The 21,277-nt window shown below is 40.9% G+C and carries 19 protein-coding genes; 12 read left to right on the top strand and 7 right to left on the bottom strand.

Going from position 1 to position 21,277, the window contains the following annotated elements; translation table 11 throughout:
* Positions 1–12 precede the first annotated feature (12 nt).
* Both LZD48_RS10575 and adhE read left to right on the top strand, forming a co-directional pair.
* A complete protein-coding gene (locus LZD48_RS10575) occupies positions 13–621 on the top strand; it encodes a YpjP family protein (protein WP_235762716.1) in 609 nt (202 codons plus the stop codon).
* Between the two features lie 497 nt (positions 622–1,118).
* Positions 1,119–3,722, top strand: coding sequence for a bifunctional acetaldehyde-CoA/alcohol dehydrogenase (adhE, locus tag LZD48_RS10570; RefSeq protein ID WP_235762715.1), 2,604 nt, complete (start codon positions 1,119–1,121; stop codon positions 3,720–3,722).
* A 97-nt stretch (positions 3,723–3,819) separates the two neighbouring features.
* Here adhE and LZD48_RS10565 read toward each other — a convergent pair whose 3' ends face one another.
* Positions 3,820–4,533, bottom strand: coding sequence for an NAD-dependent protein deacylase (locus tag LZD48_RS10565; RefSeq protein ID WP_235762714.1), 714 nt, complete (start codon positions 4,531–4,533; stop codon positions 3,820–3,822).
* 155 nt (positions 4,534–4,688) lie between these two features.
* Here LZD48_RS10565 and htpG point away from each other — a divergent pair, with 155 nt between their 5' ends.
* The 4 genes from htpG (at position 4,689) to LZD48_RS10545 (ending at position 9,920) form a co-directional block, all read left to right on the top strand.
* A complete protein-coding gene (gene htpG, locus LZD48_RS10560; protein WP_235762713.1) occupies positions 4,689–6,572 on the top strand; it encodes a molecular chaperone HtpG in 1,884 nt (627 codons plus the stop codon).
* Between the two features lie 1,993 nt (positions 6,573–8,565).
* Entirely contained in the window at positions 8,566–9,177 is a 612-nt protein-coding gene (locus LZD48_RS10555) for a TetR/AcrR family transcriptional regulator (RefSeq protein WP_235762712.1), read from the top strand.
* 41 nt (positions 9,178–9,218) lie between these two features.
* Complete coding sequence (locus LZD48_RS10550) at positions 9,219–9,629, top strand: Spx/MgsR family RNA polymerase-binding regulatory protein (RefSeq protein WP_235762711.1); 411 nt, start codon at positions 9,219–9,221, stop codon at positions 9,627–9,629.
* 3 nt (positions 9,630–9,632) lie between these two features.
* Positions 9,633–9,920 (top strand): hypothetical protein, encoded by a 288-nt coding sequence (locus tag LZD48_RS10545; RefSeq protein WP_235762710.1) that lies wholly within the window; start codon positions 9,633–9,635, stop codon positions 9,918–9,920.
* Positions 9,921–10,054: 134 nt separating this feature from the next.
* On the opposite strand, the gene LZD48_RS10540 is transcribed toward LZD48_RS10545, so the two are convergent.
* Entirely contained in the window at positions 10,055–10,438 is a 384-nt protein-coding gene (locus LZD48_RS10540; protein ID WP_235762709.1) for a hypothetical protein, read from the bottom strand.
* 259 nt (positions 10,439–10,697) lie between these two features.
* Between LZD48_RS10540 and alr the strand changes: the two genes are divergently transcribed.
* Together alr and LZD48_RS10530 are read left to right on the top strand one after the other, a co-directional pair.
* The gene (gene alr, locus LZD48_RS10535; protein WP_235762708.1) at positions 10,698–11,825 is read left to right on the top strand and encodes an alanine racemase; all 1,128 of its coding nucleotides are present in this window, start codon (positions 10,698–10,700) and stop codon (positions 11,823–11,825) included.
* A gap of 177 nt (positions 11,826–12,002) precedes the next feature.
* Entirely contained in the window at positions 12,003–12,587 is a 585-nt protein-coding gene (locus LZD48_RS10530; RefSeq protein WP_235762707.1) for an NADPH-dependent FMN reductase, read from the top strand.
* Between the two features lie 30 nt (positions 12,588–12,617).
* Here the strand turns inward: LZD48_RS10530 and LZD48_RS10525 are convergent, their stop codons facing one another.
* The 4 genes from LZD48_RS10525 to LZD48_RS10510 all read right to left on the bottom strand — a co-directional run bounded on the left by LZD48_RS10525 (position 12,618) and on the right by LZD48_RS10510 (position 15,752).
* The gene (locus tag LZD48_RS10525) at positions 12,618–13,190 is read right to left on the bottom strand and encodes a CDP-alcohol phosphatidyltransferase family protein (RefSeq protein WP_235762706.1); all 573 of its coding nucleotides are present in this window, start codon (positions 13,188–13,190) and stop codon (positions 12,618–12,620) included.
* A 118-nt stretch (positions 13,191–13,308) separates the two neighbouring features.
* Positions 13,309–13,962 (bottom strand): lysoplasmalogenase, encoded by a 654-nt coding sequence (locus LZD48_RS10520; protein ID WP_235762705.1) that lies wholly within the window; start codon positions 13,960–13,962, stop codon positions 13,309–13,311.
* Between the two features lie 32 nt (positions 13,963–13,994).
* Entirely contained in the window at positions 13,995–14,978 is a 984-nt protein-coding gene (locus LZD48_RS10515) for a sensor histidine kinase (RefSeq protein WP_235762704.1), read from the bottom strand.
* Positions 14,979–15,050: 72 nt separating this feature from the next.
* Positions 15,051–15,752, bottom strand: coding sequence for a LytR/AlgR family response regulator transcription factor (locus LZD48_RS10510; protein WP_235762703.1), 702 nt, complete (start codon positions 15,750–15,752; stop codon positions 15,051–15,053).
* A 181-nt stretch (positions 15,753–15,933) separates the two neighbouring features.
* Between LZD48_RS10510 and LZD48_RS10505 the strand changes: the two genes are divergently transcribed.
* Together LZD48_RS10505 and LZD48_RS10500 are read left to right on the top strand one after the other, a co-directional pair.
* Positions 15,934–16,686 carry an ABC transporter ATP-binding protein gene (locus tag LZD48_RS10505; protein ID WP_235762702.1) on the top strand — a complete coding sequence of 251 codons (753 nt, stop codon included), beginning with the start codon at positions 15,934–15,936 and terminating at the stop codon, positions 16,684–16,686.
* On the top strand, positions 16,676–17,833 hold the full coding sequence (locus tag LZD48_RS10500; RefSeq protein ID WP_235762701.1) for an ABC transporter permease: 1,158 nt from the start codon (positions 16,676–16,678) through the stop codon (positions 17,831–17,833). The genes LZD48_RS10505 and LZD48_RS10500 overlap by 11 nt, the downstream gene beginning before the upstream one ends.
* 355 nt (positions 17,834–18,188) lie before the next feature.
* Here the strand turns inward: LZD48_RS10500 and LZD48_RS10495 are convergent, their stop codons facing one another.
* Positions 18,189–18,980, bottom strand: coding sequence for an N-acetylmuramoyl-L-alanine amidase (locus LZD48_RS10495; protein WP_235762700.1), 792 nt, complete (start codon positions 18,978–18,980; stop codon positions 18,189–18,191).
* A gap of 231 nt (positions 18,981–19,211) precedes the next feature.
* Between LZD48_RS10495 and LZD48_RS10490 the strand changes: the two genes are divergently transcribed.
* The gene (locus tag LZD48_RS10490) at positions 19,212–20,228 is read left to right on the top strand and encodes a PstS family phosphate ABC transporter substrate-binding protein (RefSeq protein WP_235762699.1); all 1,017 of its coding nucleotides are present in this window, start codon (positions 19,212–19,214) and stop codon (positions 20,226–20,228) included.
* A 93-nt stretch (positions 20,229–20,321) separates the two neighbouring features.
* Complete coding sequence (gene pstC, locus LZD48_RS10485) at positions 20,322–21,275, top strand: phosphate ABC transporter permease subunit PstC (RefSeq protein ID WP_235762698.1); 954 nt, start codon at positions 20,322–20,324, stop codon at positions 21,273–21,275.
* Positions 21,276–21,277: the final 2 nt, after the last annotated feature.

Raw genomic sequence — 21,277 nt, 5'->3', positions numbered from 1 at the left:
GAAGTGATGCTCATGAAGATATGGATGAAGAAAGCGCTCGTTGCACTTATTGCAATTGCAACACTCGGAATGTACACGCCGACCGCTTTACTGGAAATTGATGCCGAAAATAATAAGAATAGTGTCTCCTCGAAAACAGAATTTGATCAAGCGACTGAACTCCGTACAAGTGAAGCGACTCTCGAAAACTATGAAACAATGCTTGAGATCGAGACAGAACCGGATTATTTACGGAAGCTTCAAGAACAGGCGAAAGTTCAAAGCTTGATGAAATTTGGTCCTCGTATTGCTGAGCAGGTAGAGGACGAGTTTTCTGCGGTTATTTTGCCGAAAATGGAATCTGTGTTGGAAGAACTAGCAGTTGAAGCGGGAGAAGATGCTGTCCGTTATTATAGAATCACGGAACAACCGGCAAAAGGTTACGGGGAGCGAATCTTTCACGTAACGGATTACCGGACGGAAGAAGATATCGTCCGCTTCCATGTCCGCCGTGATAACCGCCCATTAGAAGGCTATTATTTCAATTTCCATTATCATCTTCAAAAAGATGATTTCAAAGAGCACCACACTCTCGGTGAAATTTACTGGGATAAAAATACACCACCTAAGTGGATGGCATAAAGATAAAGGAAAAGGTTGGGATATAACTGTCCCAATCTTTTCCTTTATCTTGTTAACAGAATGAATTTCATAATTACCAAAGTCGGCTATTCCATCACCATATGTAGTTGGGAACGAACCAACTCAACTACATATGGTGATGGTGAAGCATTAAATACGTATTCTGAAATTCATTAAATATAAAAGGGAGCTGCCAACTATTTTAGTAAACCACTTTACCATAGTGTTAATAGAACTAACTATTTAGAATAGTTTCACTGGTTTGTCACAATTCACCAAAACGGCAAGCGCTTCCAGATGCTATGATAGTTTTGAAAGCGAAAGACGAATTTTTATAAAATAACATGCTCAACAATTCACAATAAAGAGGTGATTATAACATAAACGAACAGACACTATTCTCCCGGTTTTAAATGAAATTTGCTGGCAAGCATTAAGCCATATTTTTTTAAAATTAAAATGATCAATATTTCACAAATAAACGAGGAGGATTTACGATGACTACCAAAGCGCCTGAAAAGAAACAAGTTAAATCATTAGTCGAAAGCATTGATGCCCTAGTTGAAAAAGGGAATAAGGCATTAAAAGAAATGAAAATGCTGGATCAAGACCAAATTAACAACATAATTAAAGAAATGGCTTTAGCAGGTATGGAGCAGCATATGGAATTGGCAAGGCTCGCTGTAGACGAAACAAAACGCGGGGTTTACGAGGATAAGATTATTAAAAACATGTTTTCAACAGAATATATTTATCACAACATTAAATATGAACGGACAATAGGGGTCATGCATGAAAATGAGATGGAAGGCATCGTTGAAATTGCAGAACCTATCGGAGTCATTGCTGGAATTACTCCTATTACCAATCCGACTTCTACGACAATGTTTAAATCAATCATCTCAATTAAAACGGGCAATCCGATTATCTTTGCTTTTCACCCCGGGGCACAAAAATCAAGCGCCAAAGCAGCGCAGGTCGTCTATGAAGCTGCTTTAAAAGCGGGAGCACCTGAGCACTGCATCCAGTGGATTGAACAACCAGCTGTGGAAAAAACGCAGTCACTTATGAAACATGAAGGTATCGCGCTCATCCTAGCTACAGGTGGAGCCGGTATGGTTAAATCTGCTTACAGTTCCGGGAAACCAGCCTTAGGTGTCGGTCCTGGTAATGTCCCTTGTTATATAGAAAAAACTGCACATATTAAACGGGCAGTCAACGACCTTATTTTATCCAAAACATTCGATAATGGCATGATCTGCGCTTCCGAACAAGCTGTCATTATCGATGAGCCAATCTATGAAAAAGTGAAACAAGAGATGATTGCCCATAATTGTTACTTTTTAAATGCTACGGAAAAGGTAAAAGTCGAAAAACTGGTCATTGATGAAAATAAGTGTTCTGTCAATCCTGCAATTGTAGGAATGAGTGCAGCTGCCATTGCGAACATGGCTGGAATCACCGTACCGGAAAATACAAAAGTATTGGTCGCTGAGTTAACCGGTGTGGGTCCTGATTATCCGCTGTCACGGGAGAAGCTCAGCCCTGTCCTTGCCTGTTATAAGGCGAATAATACAGAAACAGGACTCAGACGATGTGAGGAAATGCTGGAATTTGGTGGACTTGGTCACTCCGCTGTCATTCATTCTGAAAATCAGCAGGTCATCGATGCATTCAGTCAGCGGATGAAAGCCGGCCGCTTGATTGTCAACCAGCCATCTTCCCAAGGGGCAATTGGTGACATTTACAATGCGTATACCCCGTCACTGACTCTTGGATGTGGTTCATATGGCGGAAATTCAGTGTCTAGCAATGTGAGCTCTGTTCATTTATATAACATCAAAAAACTGGCAAAAAGAAGTGTTAATATGCAGTGTTTTAAAATCCCACCAAAAATATATTTTGAAAAGAATGCCGTCCGATACCTTGAGAAAATGCCGGATATCTCAAAGGCTGTCATTGTAACGGACCCGATGATGGTCGAATTGGGATATGTGGATAAGGTCTTATATTATGTAAGAAAACGTCCGGACTATGTCCATTGCAGAATTATATCGGATGTGGAGCCAGACCCTTCTAAGGAAACAGTTATGCGTGGTGCAAAGGTGATGAAAGAATTTGAGCCGGATGTCATTATCGCTCTCGGTGGCGGCTCACCTATGGACGCCGCTAAAGGGATGTGGTTATTCTATGAATATCCGGAAACAGACTTTAATGGTTTGAAGCAGAAATTCATGGATATTCGTAAACGTGTTTATAAATACCCGCAGCTCGGAAAACGGGCGCAATTTGTCGGGATTCCAACAACCTCCGGGACAGGTGCGGAAGTCACATCTTTTGCCGTCATCACGGATAAAGAGAATAATATAAAGTACCCGCTGGCTGACTATGAATTGACACCGGATGTCGCAATCATTGACCCACAATTTGTGATGAGTGTACCGAAAACGGTGACAGCTGACACTGGAATGGACGTCTTAACCCATGCGATTGAAGCTTACGTATCCAATATGGCGAACGACTTTACAGATGGGTTGGCAATTAAGGCGATTCAGCTTGTCTTTGAATACTTACCACAAGCCTATCATGATGGATCGAATGAATTGGCTCGTGAAAAAGTGCATAATGCTTCTTCCATTGCGGGAATGGCGTTTACCAATGCTTTCTTAGGGATAAATCATAGTTTGGCACATAAACTGGGCGGTGAATTCAATATCGCGCATGGGCGTGCCAATACCATTTTGTTACCTCATGTCATTCGCTATAATGCAACGAAGCCGACGAAATTTGTGTCATTCCCTAAATATGAACATTTCATTGCAGATAAACGCTATGCAGAGATAGCCAAAGCAATCGGCTTACCAGCTGCTACGACTGAAGAGGGGGTAGAAAATCTTGTCCAAGCCATTATTAAATTGGCAAAAGAATTGGATATCCCGATGAGTATGGAAGAGAATGGGGTCACGAAGCGAGAATTTGAGGCGAAAGTGGATCATTTAGCTGATAAAGCTTTTGAAGATCAATGTACAATGGCAAATCCAAAGTTACCTCTCGTCACAGAACTGGCTGATGTTTATAGAAAAGCATTTAAAGGTGTATAGGCCGTAAAGGAGAAGAGGTTGGGAAAAAAGCCAGTAAATAGAATTGAAAGACGCGGTATCTACTCTCATTAGTGGATACCGCGTCTGTTTTTTTTTCTTATAGATTCTCATCCAGTTCTTGCAAAAGTACACCAATTTTCTTATCTTGGATAACTAAATCTGCAGACCCATCAAGCGGTGTATCTTCCGCATTCACAATAACCAATTTCGCGCCGTTTTCTTTTGCAAGCATGGGGAATTGGTTTGCCGGTGTGACAGTAAGCGAAGAGCCGAACACAATGAATAAATCTGCCTTCTCCGTCTCCCGGAGTGCAAATTCAAACGCATCGACTGGCAAGCTTTCTCCAAATAAAACAATCGAAGGTCGCAACACACCGTTACATTCCTCGCAGTAAAACGCCTCTTTTACATAATTCTCACTACCATACTGGCGCCCGCATGATTCGCAATGTAATTTTTGCAATGTACCATGAAGTTCTGCAACTTGCTTACTGCCTGCAAGCTGATGAAACCCATCGACATTTTGTGTAATAATCGATTTTACTTTGCCGGACTGTTCCCAGTTTGCAAGGATTGAATGTCCTTTATGGGGACCGTATTCCTTCACACCGAGGACACGCTCCCGATAAAATGCAATAAATTCTTCCACATTATGATTGAGTGCATCAGTACTTGCAAGCTGCGCGGGGTCTTTTTTCGTCCATAATCCTGTATTTGCCGACCGAAAATCCGGGAGGCCACTTTCTGTCGACATCCCTGCTCCGGTGAATACGACCGTATAATCAGACTGCTCCAACCAATTTTTAAGCATGTCATTCCTCCTTCTTGATATCCCCAGTATACCGTGAATTCAGGAAGCTTGCAGGGAGACCCAAGTTGATTGACTTCATAGAAAGGATATGGTATTTAATTAGGTGGATTAGTACGTGCGAGTTTACATACTTATAACGAAAGAGGAGAGAGATTATGGAAAGAAGAGAATTTCAAGCGGAATCCAAGAAACTATTAGATATGGTGATCAACTCGATCTATTCACAACGGGAAATTTTCCTGAGAGAGTTAATTTCCAATGCGAGCGATGCAATCGACAAACTATACTACCGGGCACTTACAGATGACAAGCTCACGTTTGATCAAGACAGTTACTTCATCAAGCTTGACCCGAACAAAGATACACGAACATTAACCGTAACCGACACGGGTATCGGAATGACAAAAGAAGAGATGGAGAACAACCTTGGCATTATCGCGAAAAGCGGATCCCATCAATTTAAGCAAGAGAATGAAATTAAAGATGGCCATGACATTATTGGACAATTCGGTGTCGGCTTCTATGCGGCCTTCATGGTTGCGGAAAAAGTAACTGTCATCAGTCGTTCTGTTGATAGTGAAGAAGCTTATAAATGGGAGTCAACAGGACCAGAAGGCTACACGATTGAACCGGCAGAAAAAGCTGAAGTCGGTACGAAGATTATTCTCACAATCAAAGAAAATGAAGAAGAAGAGAATTACGATGAATTCCTAGAAGAATATCGACTCAAGCAAATTGTGAAGAAATACTCCGACTTTATCCGCTATCCAATTAAAATGGACGTGACGGAAAGTAAGTTAAAAGAAGGTACGGAAGACGAATATGAGAATGTTTCTACGGAAGAAACCTTGAATACGATGATTCCAATCTGGAAGAAGAATAAGAATGAACTTACCGATGAAGATTATGAAAACTTCTACCAAGAGAAGCATTATGGCTTTGATAAACCGTTAAAACATCTCCATCTATCCGTTGATGGTGCGGTTCGGTATGACGCGATTCTTTATATCCCGGAGAGCGCCCCATATAATTATTACACGAAGGAATTTGAAAAAGGCCTGGAGCTTTATTCAAATGGGGTTCTTATTATGGAGAAAAGTCCAGAGCTGCTGCCGGACTATTTCAGTTTTGTAAAAGGATTAGTAGATTCCGAGGATCTTTCTCTAAATATTTCACGGGAAATGCTTCAGCATGACCGTCAGTTAAAAACAATCGCGAAAAACATTAATAAACGAATCAAACAGCAACTGAAACAAGTACTGAATAATGACCGGGAAGCCTATGAACGCTTCTATCAGTCCTTTGGTCAACAATTGAAATTCGGGGTTTACAGTGATTTCGGCCAGCATAAAGAAGTGCTGCAAGATTTATTATTATTCTATTCATCGAAAGAAAAGAAATTGGTTACGTTGGATGAATATGTGGAGCGCATGCCAGAAGAGCAGAAGTATATCTACTATGCACAAGGGGATAGCGTTGACCGCGTGGATAAGCTTCCACAAACGGAACTTGTAAAAGACAAAGGATATGAAATTCTATATTTCACGGACGAAATTGATGAGTTCGCAATCCGCATGCTCATGAGCTATAAAGAGAAGGAATTCCGAAACGTCTCCAGTGGTGACCTCGGCATTGAACAAGATGAGCAAGAGAAGGAAGAGGAGAAAGAAACAGCGAAGGAACACGAAGACCTGTTTACGAAAATGAAAGAGATGTTAGGAGATAAAATTACAGATGTCCGGGCTTCAAAACGTCTGAAATCCCATCCGGTTGTGCTCACGGCAGATGGCGATATTTCAATTGAGATGGAAAAAATCATTAATTCCATGCCGGATGACCAGCAAATTAAGGCAGATAAAGTATTGGAAATTAATGTGGATCATGAGATCATGAATGCATTGGAGAGAGCGAAAGAGCAAGGCGACGAGCAATTGAAACTTTATACAAATCTATTATATAATCAAGCATTACTAATCGAAGGCTTACCAATTGAAGACCCAGTTGCTTTCACGAATGATATGTGTAAAGTGATGCTTTAATATTTTAATGGTGCTTTTCCATATATCTGGAAAGGTGCCATTTTTTATCTACTCGATTTTCGTAAAAAAATAGCAATTTAGCCCTATCAAGCACTCGTACTTGGGCTAGATATGAAATGACCAGCGGATTGCTTTCATACAGCGTAAGTGCGCCAAACCCCGAAACTTCCTACTGGAGGTCCGCAGTCCAGACACCTCTCGCACCTGCTGAGCGGCTGGTGAGCCTCCTCGCGGGCAAGCCCGCTGCGGGGTCTCACCAAGCCTATCCTCCCGCAGGAGTCTCGAGGTATCTGGACTGCTACCAGGAAAGGAAAAATTTTGAACACTGTTTAATATTCCAGGAGTTTAATCCTTATCGTGACGGAACAATTTCTATTCAGAGAATCATCTAACCAGCTCAGTTGCCCGGGGGACGGTGACTCTTACCAGAAAAGCACGTGTCCAGACCTGAGCAGGAAGTGTACTTCTTCCGAGGAGGCTGAAGCCGTGCCCTTAGGATGCGCATCCGTCCCCCGGGCAACTGAACGGCGATTGGTGCTCTGAATAAGTGAACGAGCCAAAACACTTATGCTGTATGAAAGCAATCAGTAGCCTTGGAACGGAGCGTTTAGTTATTCCAGGCTGTTAAAGTTGGGTTATCTACTGAAACTTTAACTTGCAATTATATCACTTTTTTGATATGATGGAAGGAAACCCAAAAATTACAGTAAATAACTTACCATCTGAATGAATTTCATAATTACCAAAGTCGGCTTTTCCATCACCATATGTAGTTGGGAACGAACCAACTCAACTACATATGGTGATGCATTAAATACGTATTATGAAATTCATTAATCTATGTTAGAAATTACCTCCAGACGGGTAGACTGTTTTTCCCAGTCGATTGAAAGTATCTGAAAGGAAGTGATTTCATGATATTCAGTATTATCCTACCTGTCTTATTCCTCGGCCTCATTGTCTTCATCTTGCGTCAGTCAACTAGAAGATCCTAAATCAAAAGCGAGTCATTCCTGGCGTATTCATCATAGGCCAGGAAAGACCATGTCGCAGCCCTATCATTACTTACACATAAAAATTAACCTGTAAGATCAATTTTCGCCTTCTAAAATAGGTAACTATCTCTTGATACAATTAGTGAAACTACCTATTCACAATGGTTCTAGATACTTTAGAAATCCGCTCTGATTTCCCAATATCCCCGTCTCAAAAACTAACGTAACCACTTAATACTTTTACTCTCATTCAGCGTAAGTGATTTGCACGTTCTCTTGGTAGGTTTTCTAGTCGGCGTTCAGTTGCCCGGGGGACGGATGCGCATCCTAAGGGCACGGCCTCAGCCTCGACGCAAAGGACGTGCTAATGCAGGCGTTTCCACAGGACGTGGCGTTCTTAGTCTGCCTCGGAAGAAGTACACTTCCTGCTCAGGTCTGGACACGTGCTTTTCCGGTAGGAGTCACCGTCCCCCGGGCAACTGAGCTGGAAAGAGGATTATTATAAATAGCATTTATTCCAGTGCCGTATCACGGTAAAAATAATAATCTTGGAATAATAAACAGTGATCAAAATATGGCCTTTCCTGGGAGCAGTCCAGACACCTCGAGACTCCTGCGGGAGGATAGGCCTGGCGAGACCCCTTAGTGGCTCAGCGCGGGGAGGCTTGCCGGCCGCTCAGCAGGTGCGAGAGGTGTCTGGACTGCGGACCTCCAGTAGAGAGTTTCGGGCACTTACGTTGTATGAAAGTAGTCATCAAATCAATTTGAAAAGGCCTTCATTTTAAAGTACATACTTCAAAAAATACGGTTTTCAGGAAGAAAGTAGGAGTTTTGCTACAGCGAATTAAGGTAATAATGATTCTATGAGGCAATTGTGGAATAAATAAGTAAAAAGTTAGGAAACCCCCATATTGCGTTGACAAATGACACCGTGTCATCTATCATAAAATTATAAAGATGACACCGTGTCATGATCTGGTGGAAATGGAGGTACAGGAATGCCCAAAGCAACATTTTTTAATCTGCCAGAGAAAAAGCGTCAATCCTTAATTAAGGCAATGGAAATGGAATTTTCCAGAGTTCCTCTATTCGAAGCCTCCATCGCAAATATCGTAAAGACAGCAGAGATATCCCGGGGAAGCTTTTATCAGTATTTTAAAGATAAAGAAGACGCATATTATTATATTCTCCAAGAACAGGCAAACCGTAGAAACAAACAGTTCATTCAACAACTGCAAACACATCAGGGAGACTTATTCGAAGCAATTACCGCTTTTTACTACGATTTGCTTATTGAATTACCTGATCAAAAGGAGTATAACTTTTTCCGGAACGCTCTTCTTAACGTAACACATCAGATTGAAACCATTTTCAATGAGATAATTGAAAGCAATCTGAAAAAAGATGGCATGGAAAAAATTACAAAACTAATAAATAGAGAGCTTTTAAATATCGAATCAGACAGCGAATTAACCCATGTCATTCATATTATATCGGCCGTTGCATTTCGCAATTTTGTCGAAAAGTTTACGAAAGAGCTATCCGACGAGGAGGCAATTGAAAGCTTCAAAGTAGAAATGAGCTTATTGAAAAAAGGCATAGCAAGATAAACGTATCAATAAATTAACCAAATTGAAATGGGGTATGATATATGACAGTGATAATATATGGAGCTGCATGTTCATCGACAAGGAAAGCGAAACAATGGTTTACGAAGCAAGACATCCATTACGTAGAGCGGAACATTTTGAAACACCCGCTGACAGTATCGGAACTTCAAGGCATCTTACGTATGACGGTTGACGGTACGGATGAAATTATTTCAACCCGATCCAAGATTTATAAAGATCTTGATCTGGACATTGAGGCATTACCACTTCAAGAACTGTTGGAGCTGATTCACAAGCATCCTCGTTTGCTGCGCAGCCCAATTATGGTCGATGAGAAGCGATTGCAAGTAGGGTACCATGAGGACGATATTCGCCAATTTTTACCGAGGAAAACACGTGAGTACCAATGGTTGCAATGGAGACTTAATCATATGCGACTTGCTGAAGGATAATTTATGACACAATTGCTGGCAGAACAATCGTATGTGAAAGTTGTTCGCACCGTCGATTCCATCAGTCAGACAAATACGGAAGAACAACGTATGATGTATTTATATGAGGATCGATTGGTGACGAGACATCGTGAATTTTTGATAGATACCATTCATGATCTGTCCTACCGGATGCTCGGAACACAAGGTGGGCTGCTATATGTACATACGAATAAAGGTGTATTCTCCTATATGATTAAAAGCTCTCCAGAACAATTTATTGAAGTTTTTAAAACATATAAAAAAAGGTAAGCCCGGGCTTCAGGGTTTACTTTTTTTATTGCAGCAGCCTATTTGCTGAAAATATGTGGGCACCTCAGGTTACTAACTCGAAACAACCAATCACGCCTTTATTCTAATCGAAAGGGAGTCATGTCTTTAATCGGCTACTTGTTATCAGCCTCGTGTACATTCTGAAATACATTAAGAACAAACAAAATAACAGATAATAGAAATGCAATCCCGCCGCCTGAGACAAAAATTTCAAGCACAACTGGTGGTACATTAAAATAAATCATCATCATTCCGATAAAAAGGAAAGGTAGGCCAATCTGATGAAGCCAAAAGTGTAACTTACCAAGTGGACTATTTCCTGCTCTTGGATAAATGGAATAAATGACGCCGATTAGACCAGTAGACAGCCAACCGACAACATTAATATGAGCATGCGTCGCTCCCCATTGAAGCTGGATCGTGTAATGCATGAATAGCCCGAAGCCAATCCCGATAATGAAATAAAGAACTGCGATTTTTATCCACTTTGCACCCAACGTTATCCACTCCTTTATTTTTTGAATCCCTTTCGATCGTTAATCCGAATTCCAGGAATATAGAAATAGGCGGAAATGCTGAGTTACGATACTCTACCTAACAAGAAGCATCTTTAACATATTTTTCAAAAAACTTCCTCATTTTTAATTCAACTCCTTCATACGTATATATTGTTCCAATTGGAACAATATGCCCTACCCAGAGGCTATTAAGAAATGTTAAAATATAAAGTAATGATAGAACAGAGGAGTTTATCGGATGAAACGATTAAGTTACCGGGATACATGGGTTGAAGTTTCTTTAGCTGCAATCCGGGGGAATACGCAAGCCTTTAAACAATATATGAATAAAAATAGTAAACTGCTCGCAGTTGTAAAAGCGGATGGCTACGGTCACGGAGCGGCAGAAGTCGGAAGGGCTGCCTTGGCGGCTGGAGCTGATGGTTTAGGTGTCGCCTTGATCGATGAAGCGATTGAACTTCGGCGGGCGGGGATTGACGCTCCGATTCTAGTGCTTGGCTTCACGAAACCCGAAGTTGTAAAAGAAGCGATTATAAATGGAATCACACTTACTGTTTATAGCGAAGATGTGCTGGATGCCCTCATCACCGCTTGTGATGAATTAAAGCAAACGGCTAAAATCCACTTGAAAATAGATACAGGTATGGGAAGAGTTGGCGTTCAATCAAAAGAAAAAGCACTTGAGTTACTTAAGAGCATAGAAGGTAAACGAATTGAAGTTGAAGGGATTTACACCCATTTTGCAGATGCGGACAATGCGGATGATACATATACACGGATGCAATTTTCACGTTTTCTCGAAGTAACGGATTATTTGGCTGAGAATGGTTTTTCCGTGCCATTGAAGCATTGTTGTAATAGCGCAGCAACAATTAATTTTCCAGAGATGCACCTGGATATGTGCCGGGTCGGGATCAGCATGTATGGCCTTTACCCAGCAAGATATATGAAAAAGATGATTAGCTTGACCCAAGCAATGACCTTCCAGACAAAAGCGGTGCTGATTAAGGAAGTGGCGGCAGGAGAGCCAATCAGTTATGGATGTACCTATCAAACAGAGAGAAATTCGCGAATAGCTACTCTTTCAGTCGGATATGCGGACGGTCTTTCGCGTCGCCTGTCTAATTGTGGCAAGGTCACGATAAATGGTGAGCGAGCACCGATTGTGGGAAGAATTTGTATGGATCAGACAATGATTGACGTAACAGACATCGATGAAATGCAAGATGATGATATCATCACGATATTCGGTGAGGAAAAGAAAGGTTATATCTCCCTCGACGAAATAGCGGAACAACTGCAAACGATCCACTACGAAATCATTTGTCTTATTGGAAAACGCGTCCCAAGAGTTTATGTCGGATAAGGAGGAGGCGGCAGAGATGCCGCCTCTAAATTTTTTTATTAGACTTACGAATCATAAGCAAATAATAAATAAGAACAAAAAGATTGCAACTAGGGAGAAACCATGTTATATTATTGACTGTAATTAAGTTATATTTAATTAAAAGTTATTTAGACATAGACAACAGGAGGAATACGAATGTTAAAGATTGGTATTGTTTTAGGAAGTGTACGTGAAGGACGCAACGGAGAGCAAGTTGCGAAATGGATGATGGATTTTGCAAACAATCGCAATGACCAGGATGTCGAATATGAATTGGTAGACTTAGCAGATTACCGATTACCATTCTTAGGTGAAAGCCTTCCAGAAACAGAACAAGAAGAAGCAAATGCAACAATTAAAGCTTGGTCTGATAAAATGGCCTCTTTCGATGGTTATATTTTCATCACTCCAGAATACAACCATGCAATCGGTGGTGCGCTGAAGAACGCAACAGACTACTTAAATCCTGAAGTGAACAACAAAGCGGCAGGATTTGTTGGTTACGGAAGCCTTGGTGGGACACGTGCTCATGAAAACATGCGCTTAATTCTTGGTGAATTGCAAGTAGCGGACGTCCGTACTGCAGTTACCTTCTCCCTACTAGCTGACTTTGAAAACTTCTCTGTCTTCAAACCAGCTGATTACCATGCAGACAATGCAAACCAAATGCTGGATCAAGTCATTGCTTGGAGTACTGCTTTAAAAACACTAAGAGGCAATTTAGCAACCGAAAATGCTTAAAGAATAAAGTAAAAAAGGAAGATGCTGTGATTAACGCACAGCATCTTCCTTTTTTTCATATAATCTCAGAAATTCCGGGATATACATCAAGAAAGATATAGATAAGAAAATCCCTGTTACAATCATGAGGAATGTGATCAAATACGTATCCAAGTTAGGAAATGTAATCAAAATTCCCATTGCAAGATAGAACACTGCCGTCGATACTTTTCCAAACCACTTCGCTCCGTCCAGTTTTTTCCCGCGTTTTAATAGAATGAGTCCATTGATTCCCATAAACAACTCTTTCAAGATAAAAAGGATAAACAGAATCCACATATACGGATAGCGGAACAATAGACAGGCGACGATTGCTGTCTGGGTCAATTTATCTGCAATCGGGTCAACAATTTTCCCGAGTTCTGTAATTTGATTGAATGTCCGGGCAATCCAACCGTCCAATGCATCTGTTAGACCAGATAAAAGTATAATAAGACCGATAACATAATAATCTCTTGAGTCTGTTGCATGGAAAAAGAGATAAATAAATACAGGAATCAAGAGAATCCGGATATAAGATAAAATATTCGGGACCGATAAAACTTCCCTTGTTGTTAACTTCACATGAAATTCCTCCTATGTTAGAACTAAACGAGCGAACTCTTGTAATTTAAAGCAGCTAGGTATACCATATAAAGTCTTAATAAACATATTAAAAATAGTTGTTTTACATTCTGTATTGCTACCAAATGATGCGCTTGTTTTGGTCAATAAGCGAGTAGAGACTAACTGTAATGAAAAACTGAGCTGCATAGTACGGGAACATAACAAGAGCATCAGCAAATGGAACTGGATCGATGAACATATTCCAAGCAAGAATCGAGTCGGAGATAACAAATAATAATGCCCCAAATTGTGCTGGTCTATTCCCTGTTGCAACCGCGGCAAAGAGCATGAGTGAAATAATGATGATATAAGCAATTACTGGGATTACGAGCGCTTGCTCCCCGGTATCCGTTAGAGCAGGAATAAGGAATATCCCGAAAGTAATAGCGTAGATGCTGATTGGAACCGCAGCTAACATCCGCTTTCTAGTAAACTTGGCCACCGTAAAAAAGCCAATCACATAACAGACATGGGCAATAAAGAAAGCGACAAGTCCAACGAGAAACCAGTGCAAAGTTGCGTCACCTATCATCGAAAAAAGAAGACCAAGAATAATGAACCAATGGACAGCCATTTTATTTTCCGGTGCGATTCGGAAAGCGTAAAATAAAATGACGATCATTGGCAGCAGTTTAAAAAAGAGCTTGAACGCAAAGGGCTCATCAGGAGCGATGAAAATGTATACGAGACTTAGGGTAAGAATCATTATCGGCAAGCGGTAAAGAACCATGATGTTCCTCCTCGTCGTTAATCCATGTCAACTTATTTTAAGATGGCAGGCAGCTTAATTTGTAATGTAAAGATTTGATTTTTATAAACGAAATCAAGATAGCCAGCATGTTTTTCGACAATATGTGCAATAATCTGTGTTCCCAGTCCTTCATGATTTCCTGATTTTGTTGATTGTGACCGTTTCGTAAATAAATGATCGAGCACATCATTCGGCAAGGGACGGGTGCAGTTTTTGCAAGTTAGCATAAAAAGACCGCTGCGCTTGAAGGACTGTAAGATAATCTGCGGTTTTTTTCCGTTCTCTCTTTGCCATTCGGCACTCGCCTCCAGTGCATTATCTAGTATATTCCCGATTAAGGCTGTTAAATCACGATCAGAAAGTGGTAAGCCGGAAATCGCTGCTTCGAGATCATATATCACTTCGATCCCTTCTTCCTGTCCTTGCCGGTAACTGTGATGCAGGACACCCGCTACTGTTCCGCGTTCTCCTTGAATAGACAGGTTTGTTTCCTTATATCCTTCTACTAGCTCATTTAAATACGTTGTTGCTTCTTTATGGTTATTATTTTCGAGCATATAATGCAAGCTGGATATATGTTTTAAAAAGTCATGTCTTTCTTTGCGGACAATGAGAAAGGTGTCATTCATTTGCTCCATTTCTCTTTTGTGTGCCTGGATAAGTTGGCGGTTATTATGTAGCTTATGACTGATGATATGCCGGTTCGCTTCCAACAGGATAAAAGTGAGAAGCGGAATAAGCGAAATCAGACCAGGTTCAGTTAATACGTAAATGATGAGAAGCAGGAGCTGGATGCTGTATAATCTGAGATTTTCCTTTGTTCCAAGTGCATCTATGTGTACCATGAGTTTCCTCTGTAATAGAAAAATAAGTAGGAAAGCTAAAAAAATCGAGACGAAAAAAGGTAAATCAAAAGGTAAAGCTCGTCCTGCAAATTCAATATGAATAACAGCGAGCGAGGCAATACTTACCCAATAAAAATACACACGCTTCATAACTCAACCCCCTCTCAGCCGGGACAACTGCACTGACCCCATGTCCCAATGGAGCAGAGGGATTGTCCCGTTCTAAAAGTAATTTTCCTGTAAGTAGTCGACCATGTCTTTTGTAATCATTGCTGTTTCATCTAATCCGTCAAAGTTTACGACGAATGAATTTTTGGCGTATAGTTCAAAGTTTTGAATATAGTGGATGTTAATGATAAAGGAACGGTGGGAGCGAAGAAAATCCCTTTCCCTCAGCTCACCCTCCAACTCTTTTAACGTTTGGTACGTCTTAATGGTTCCATTTTTTGTGAAAATCGTAGAAGACCTGCCTGTTCGTTCAATGAAAATAATATCTTTCTTTTGGATGATATGAATGTTGTTCTTCTGCTTAATATAAAGTCTTCCCGTAATTTCCGCTTGCCGAGACCTCTCCATTACCCGCTTAATCGATGTCTTGAGCCGGTCTTTCGTATAGGGCTTCATAATATAGTCATGTACATTGATTTCAAAGGCATGAACCGCATACCCGCTGTTTGCTGTTACAAAAATAACCTCAATATGAAGCGCATGGGAATGAATAATATCTGCGAGCTCATAGCCGGAAAGATGGGGCATTTCAATATCGGCGACGAGCAGCATGATTTCCTCATCTTTAATCCGTTTATACGCTTCTTCTGCGGATGTGGTGGCGAAGACGATCTCCACATTATCAATCTGTGAAACAATCCCAACCACTTTATCTAAATCAATCTGACGGTCATCAACAATTCCAACCTTCAGCATACGTGCAACACCTGTACTTTCTATTGTTTTTGACGCAATCGTTTTTCTTCATTATACCATCTCGAAGCGTGAATAGGGCATTTTCACGACATCAAAGGGACGATTCGCGACATGTCCGGTGAAAGAAGCGATGGTTTTGCTTACAATGAATGTAACAAATCAAAAGAGGGATGGGAACGAAATGATTGAAATTCAAAACGTGACGAAACGATTTCAAGATAAGAAAACATCAGTAACTGCTTTAAATCATGTGTCCTTTACAGTTCAGGAGGGGGAAATTGTTGGTCTGTTAGGGGAAAACGGAGCTGGGAAGACGACGCTTCTCCGCTCGATTGCAACATTGCTTACACCGACTGAAGGGGAAGTTCTGGTAAAAGGCTATGACACGGTGAAAAAGCCAGATGAAATTAAAAAGCGGATGGGCGTCTTATTTGGCGGTGAGACAGGGCTCTATAACCGCATGACCGCTAGAGAAAACCTCGAATACTTTGCAACACTCTATCACTTGAGCAAGCATGAGACGAAGGTGCGGATTGATGAGCTCGCGAAAATGTTCGGTATGCGCGATTTTCTTGACCGGAAAGTGGACGGTTTTTCTAAAGGGATGCGCCAGAAAGTGGCGATCGCCCGAGCTATCATTCATGACCCGGAAATTATTCTATTCGACGAACCGACAACAGGGCTTGATATCACCGCTTCCAACGTATTCCGCCAGCTCGTTCAAGAACTGAAAACACAAAGAAAAACCATTATCTTCTCGAGTCACATTATGGAAGAAGTCGATCTGCTCTGTGATCATGTCGCGATGATCCATAAAGGTGAGCTTGTTTATCACGGGGAGAAAGAGGCTTTATATGAAGAAGAAAACAGTCGTGATTTAAACTATATCTTTATGAGTAAATTAGTGAGGGGGACAGATGGCTATGCTATTTAAAATATATAAAAAAGAAATGATCGATTCCTTCCGTGATAAACGGACATTGTTATTAACCGTGTTATTACCGATTTTGATGATGTCGGCACTGACTTTTTTCTATGAAAGTTTGATTAGTGACGGCGAAGATGAAACATATACACTGGCTGTGGAAGAAGAGTTGTCAACCGGACAGGAAACGATACTTGGGACAATGGATAATGTGGAACTCTTACGTACGGAAAATCCAGAACAGGCATTTATTGATGGAGACGTCCAAGCGGCAATTGTATTTGCGGATAACTTTGATGCGGAAGTTCAAGCGGGAGAAGCCGGTAATGTGGAGCTGATCGGCGATACATTTAGTCAAAAGTCTTCTAACCTTATTTACATTGTAACTAGCAAGCTTGCGGAATATGAACAGATTGTTGTCGCAGAAAGATTGCAGCAAGCGAATATCGATCCATCCATCACCCAGGCAGTTGCAATGGAGCAACGGGAAACGAATGCAGAGGATAGTAATATCCAGGTGCTGGCGCTGTTAATTCCCCTTATTCTATCGATTGCAATTGGGGTTGGAGCAGGCCCATCAGCAGCAGATATCTTTGCGGGTGAAAAAGAAAAGAAAACGATGGAAGCACTGCTTATGACACCAGTCAATCGCTCTACGTTATTAATGGCAAAATACTTAACGATATCCTCTGTGGGTGTCATTATTGGAGTTATTACGCTCACAGTCGTGGCAATCGAGGTAGCCTTCTTTACGGAACACTTGAAAGCGGCAATTTCGTTCGGTGATAATATGGTTGCGATCATTGGAATGGGCGCACTTGTGACGCTAGTCTATTCGTTCTTCGTTGGTGCTCTCTTAATGATCACAAGTATTGTTGGTAAAACGGTAAAAGAAGCGCAGAGTTATAGTACACCGATTATGATGGTAATCATTTTCCCTGCGATGATGATTGGCGGACTTGGGGTGAATGAGTTTACGATGAATCATTTTATCCTGCCATTTGTAAATATCTTTGCGATTCTTACGGAATTGTTGTTTGGTGTAGTGAATTATGGGCACATATTTATGACGATTGGCAGTAATCTTGTTTGTATCATCATTATTTTTATCATCAGCAGAATCCTATTTAGTAAAGATAAATGGGTGATGAACTAAACGTGAATGAAATGTAATCATCTTAGAGTTAAATAAATCCGGACCAATCAGCTGATCGGTCCGGATTTTATTTGAATAGGATGTGCAACCTAGATTATCCTAACGTATTCAATCGATTAAACCACCGATTCTCTCTACTAACAATTATTTGCTCATTGGCCGACAATATGTTCAACGACTTTTCCATTTCCATCGATTATAACAATCTCTACATATGGTGATGGTGAAGCATTAAATACGTATTATGAAATTTATTAATATAAGAAACGAATATAAAAGGCAAAGAATCTGACTCTAGTGGGAGTGCTATGACGGTATTCTCTTCGTGCGATTATATTGAATATTGCTTGGATGTCTAGTTGTCTCTTAAGATGAATGTTTCGATACCCAATTGTAAGATCTGTTTACGTTTGTTTTCCGCAATGATGCGACTTGAATAGGCGCCTATGATGACCCGGTGCATCGTTTTTCCGTTAACTGAGACTTGCTTTACAGTCGCTGGGATTTGTCTCGTGGTGAGTAATACTTGTCTTGCTTTGGCATTTGATTGCTTTGCAAAGGAACCGGCAATTAATTGGTATCGTCCTTTACTCGGAGAAACTGCTTTTTTCAATTTAAAAATCTCGACTAATCCATCTACGTGTGCAGCTGCGACTTTTTCCCTCCAAGCCGTTTGCTTCATCAATTTCGCATCTTCCGGATGATCGATAAATCCATTCTCTGTTAAAATTGCCGGCATATTCGATTCGCGCAGTACATGAAAGTTGGCTTGTTTCATTCCACGGTTCGGTATGCCGATTGCTCGCCGAACTTTTTCATGAAGGGTCACTTGATAACTTCTCGTAGCCGCTCCTCTTGGCAATTTGTTATAAACAAAATCCTCATATCCCCGGGCACGCCCGTTAAAAGCATTACAATGGAGGGAAAGGAAAATATCTGCGCCCCAGCTGTTCGCTTCATTCGTCCGTGCGCGAAGACTTTTCGTTACATCCGTTGTGCGGCTTAACTTTACGGTAGCTTGCGGGTAATTGTACAGTAGTCGCCTGATCCTGATTGCTAAATCAAGGACAACTTCCTTTTCCTGCAACCCATTGCCGGCTGCACCGGGATCACTTCCACCATGACCGGCATCAAGATAAATTTTCATCTGTATCATCTTCCTTTCTATTAAATATCCATTCATTTCTATAATCGAAAAGAAATGATAGAAAGGGAGGCATAGATATAGAAGAAAGCTGCATATAATAAAAAAGACCTGCAAATTTACAAAAGCTTTACATTCGGATAATACTTCCTTTACATTGGGGCACTATACTAGTACTTGAGAGCGAAAAGCACTCAAGATAAAATCATCTATTATTGGGGAGGACATTGTCGTATGAAGCTCAAGAAATTTCTTATGTTCCTTTTAATTGGAGCATTGCTCACAGTACTTGCAGCATGTGGAGGAACAGAAGATAACGGAGATGACACTGGAGCTGAAGAGTCATCGGAAGAAACAGAAGAAACAAATGGCAGTTCAGAGGAAGCGCAAGAAGGCGAATCTGAAGAACTGGAAGGTAGTGTAGAAATTGACGGGTCTGGAACAGTTTATCCATTAATGTCTAGACTTGCTGAAGAATATATGCTTAACGAACAGCAAGGCGTATCTGTCGAAGTTAGCCGTGCAGGTACAAGTGCTGGTTTCGAACGATTCTTAGCGGAAGGCGGAACAGACTTTAACGATGCTTCCCGTGAGATTAAAGAAGAAGAGCAAGCAACAGCAGATGAGCTTGGTATTGAAGTAAAAGAATTGAAAGTAGCGCTTGATGGGTTAACAATTGTTATCCATCCAGATAATGATTGGGCAACGGAACTCACTCCAGAGCAAATTATCGATATTTTCTTAGGTGAGTATACGAACTGGTCTGATATTAACCCAGACTGGCCAGAAGAGCCAATCAATACATACGGACCGAACGAAAACCATGGTACGTACGAATTCTTCTATGAAAATATTTTAGAAGAACAAGATTTAAGAGATGATGTTAACCTGCAACAAGAGTATTCAACCCTCGTAACGTTAATTTCTGAAGATGTGAATTCCATCGGGTTCTTCGGGTTCGGTTACTATGTAAACAACCAAGATCAAGTACAAGCAGTTCATGTTGATTTTGGAAATGGCCCAGTTGAGCCATCCCTCGACACGATTGCGGAAGATGGCGACTATGGAGATTTCACACGCCCGGTATTTACTTACCTGAACGTGAATAATGCCAAGGAAAAACCACAAGTACTTGATTATGCAATCTATGTTATGGAAACTGCTTCAGATCTTGCTGGGGAAACTGGATTTGCACCAATTCCTGAAGAAGAAGCAAGTACATTAGTTGAAGAATTAGAAGCTCTTAAATAAAATAATCAACATCATGTAAACAATAAAGATGAGGGCAAAATATTGCTCTCATCTTGTTGTGAGTTTTAAAGCTTGGGAAGGAGTCAAACGGAAATGGCGGGGAACAGCGATACAAACAAAAACGCTGTGAATGTAAGAGAAATGATTGCGGAAAAGAAAAAAAAGAAAAATCTCTCCAATTTTACGGAAAAATTCATTCCAACTTTTCTTCTCCTCATCGCATCGATCTCTCTTCTGACAACAGTAGGAATTATTATAACTTTATTTACGGAAGCAATTGAATTCTTTAAAATAGTGCCGATTTGGGAGTTCTTTACCGGTACCGTACTGAGACCGATGAGTCAAAATCCGGAATTCGGGGTGCTGCCTTTAATTAATGGTACATTGATCTCAACCTTTATTGCGATGCTTGTAGCAGGTCCAGTTGGGATCATGTCGGCGATTTATTTAAGTGAATATGCATCTGACCGGGTAAGACGGGTGTTAAAGCCTCTGCTTGAAATTCTTGCGGGGATTCCGACGATTGTGTATGGTTTCTTTGCATTCACATTCGTTACGCCACTCATCCGAAGTATTTTTCCGGAGGTTGGAGCGACAAATATTCTGAGTCCTGGTCTTGTAATGGGAGTCATGATTATCCCGATGATTGCTTCCTTGTCTGAAGATGCGATGAGCTCCGTGCCAAACAGTATGCGGGAAGGTGCATTCGCCTTAGGTGCGACAAAATTAGAGACGACCTTTAAAGTTGTCATCCCAGCAGCACTGTCTGGAATCATTTCATCCTTTGTACTCGGTATTTCACGGGCAATCGGGGAAACGATGATTGTTACGATTGCAAGTGGGAGCTCAAAGAATTTTACCTTTGATATCACGCAATCGATGCAGACGATGACCGCTTATATCGTGGAAGTTTCTTCAGGAGATGCTCCGGCAGGTTCGACGATTTATTACAGTCTTTATGCTGTCGCAGCTACATTATTCATATTTACGTTGTTAATGAATATCCTTGCAAGATATCTCTCTCGTAAATTCAGGGAGGAGTATTGATT

It is taken from the genome of Oceanobacillus alkalisoli, from assembly GCF_021556485.1.
GTDB lineage: Bacteria > Bacillota > Bacilli > Bacillales > Amphibacillaceae > Oceanobacillus > Oceanobacillus alkalisoli.
The sequence above is the reverse complement of the archived record's forward strand: the minus strand, read 5'-3'. Positions and strand labels throughout refer to the sequence as shown.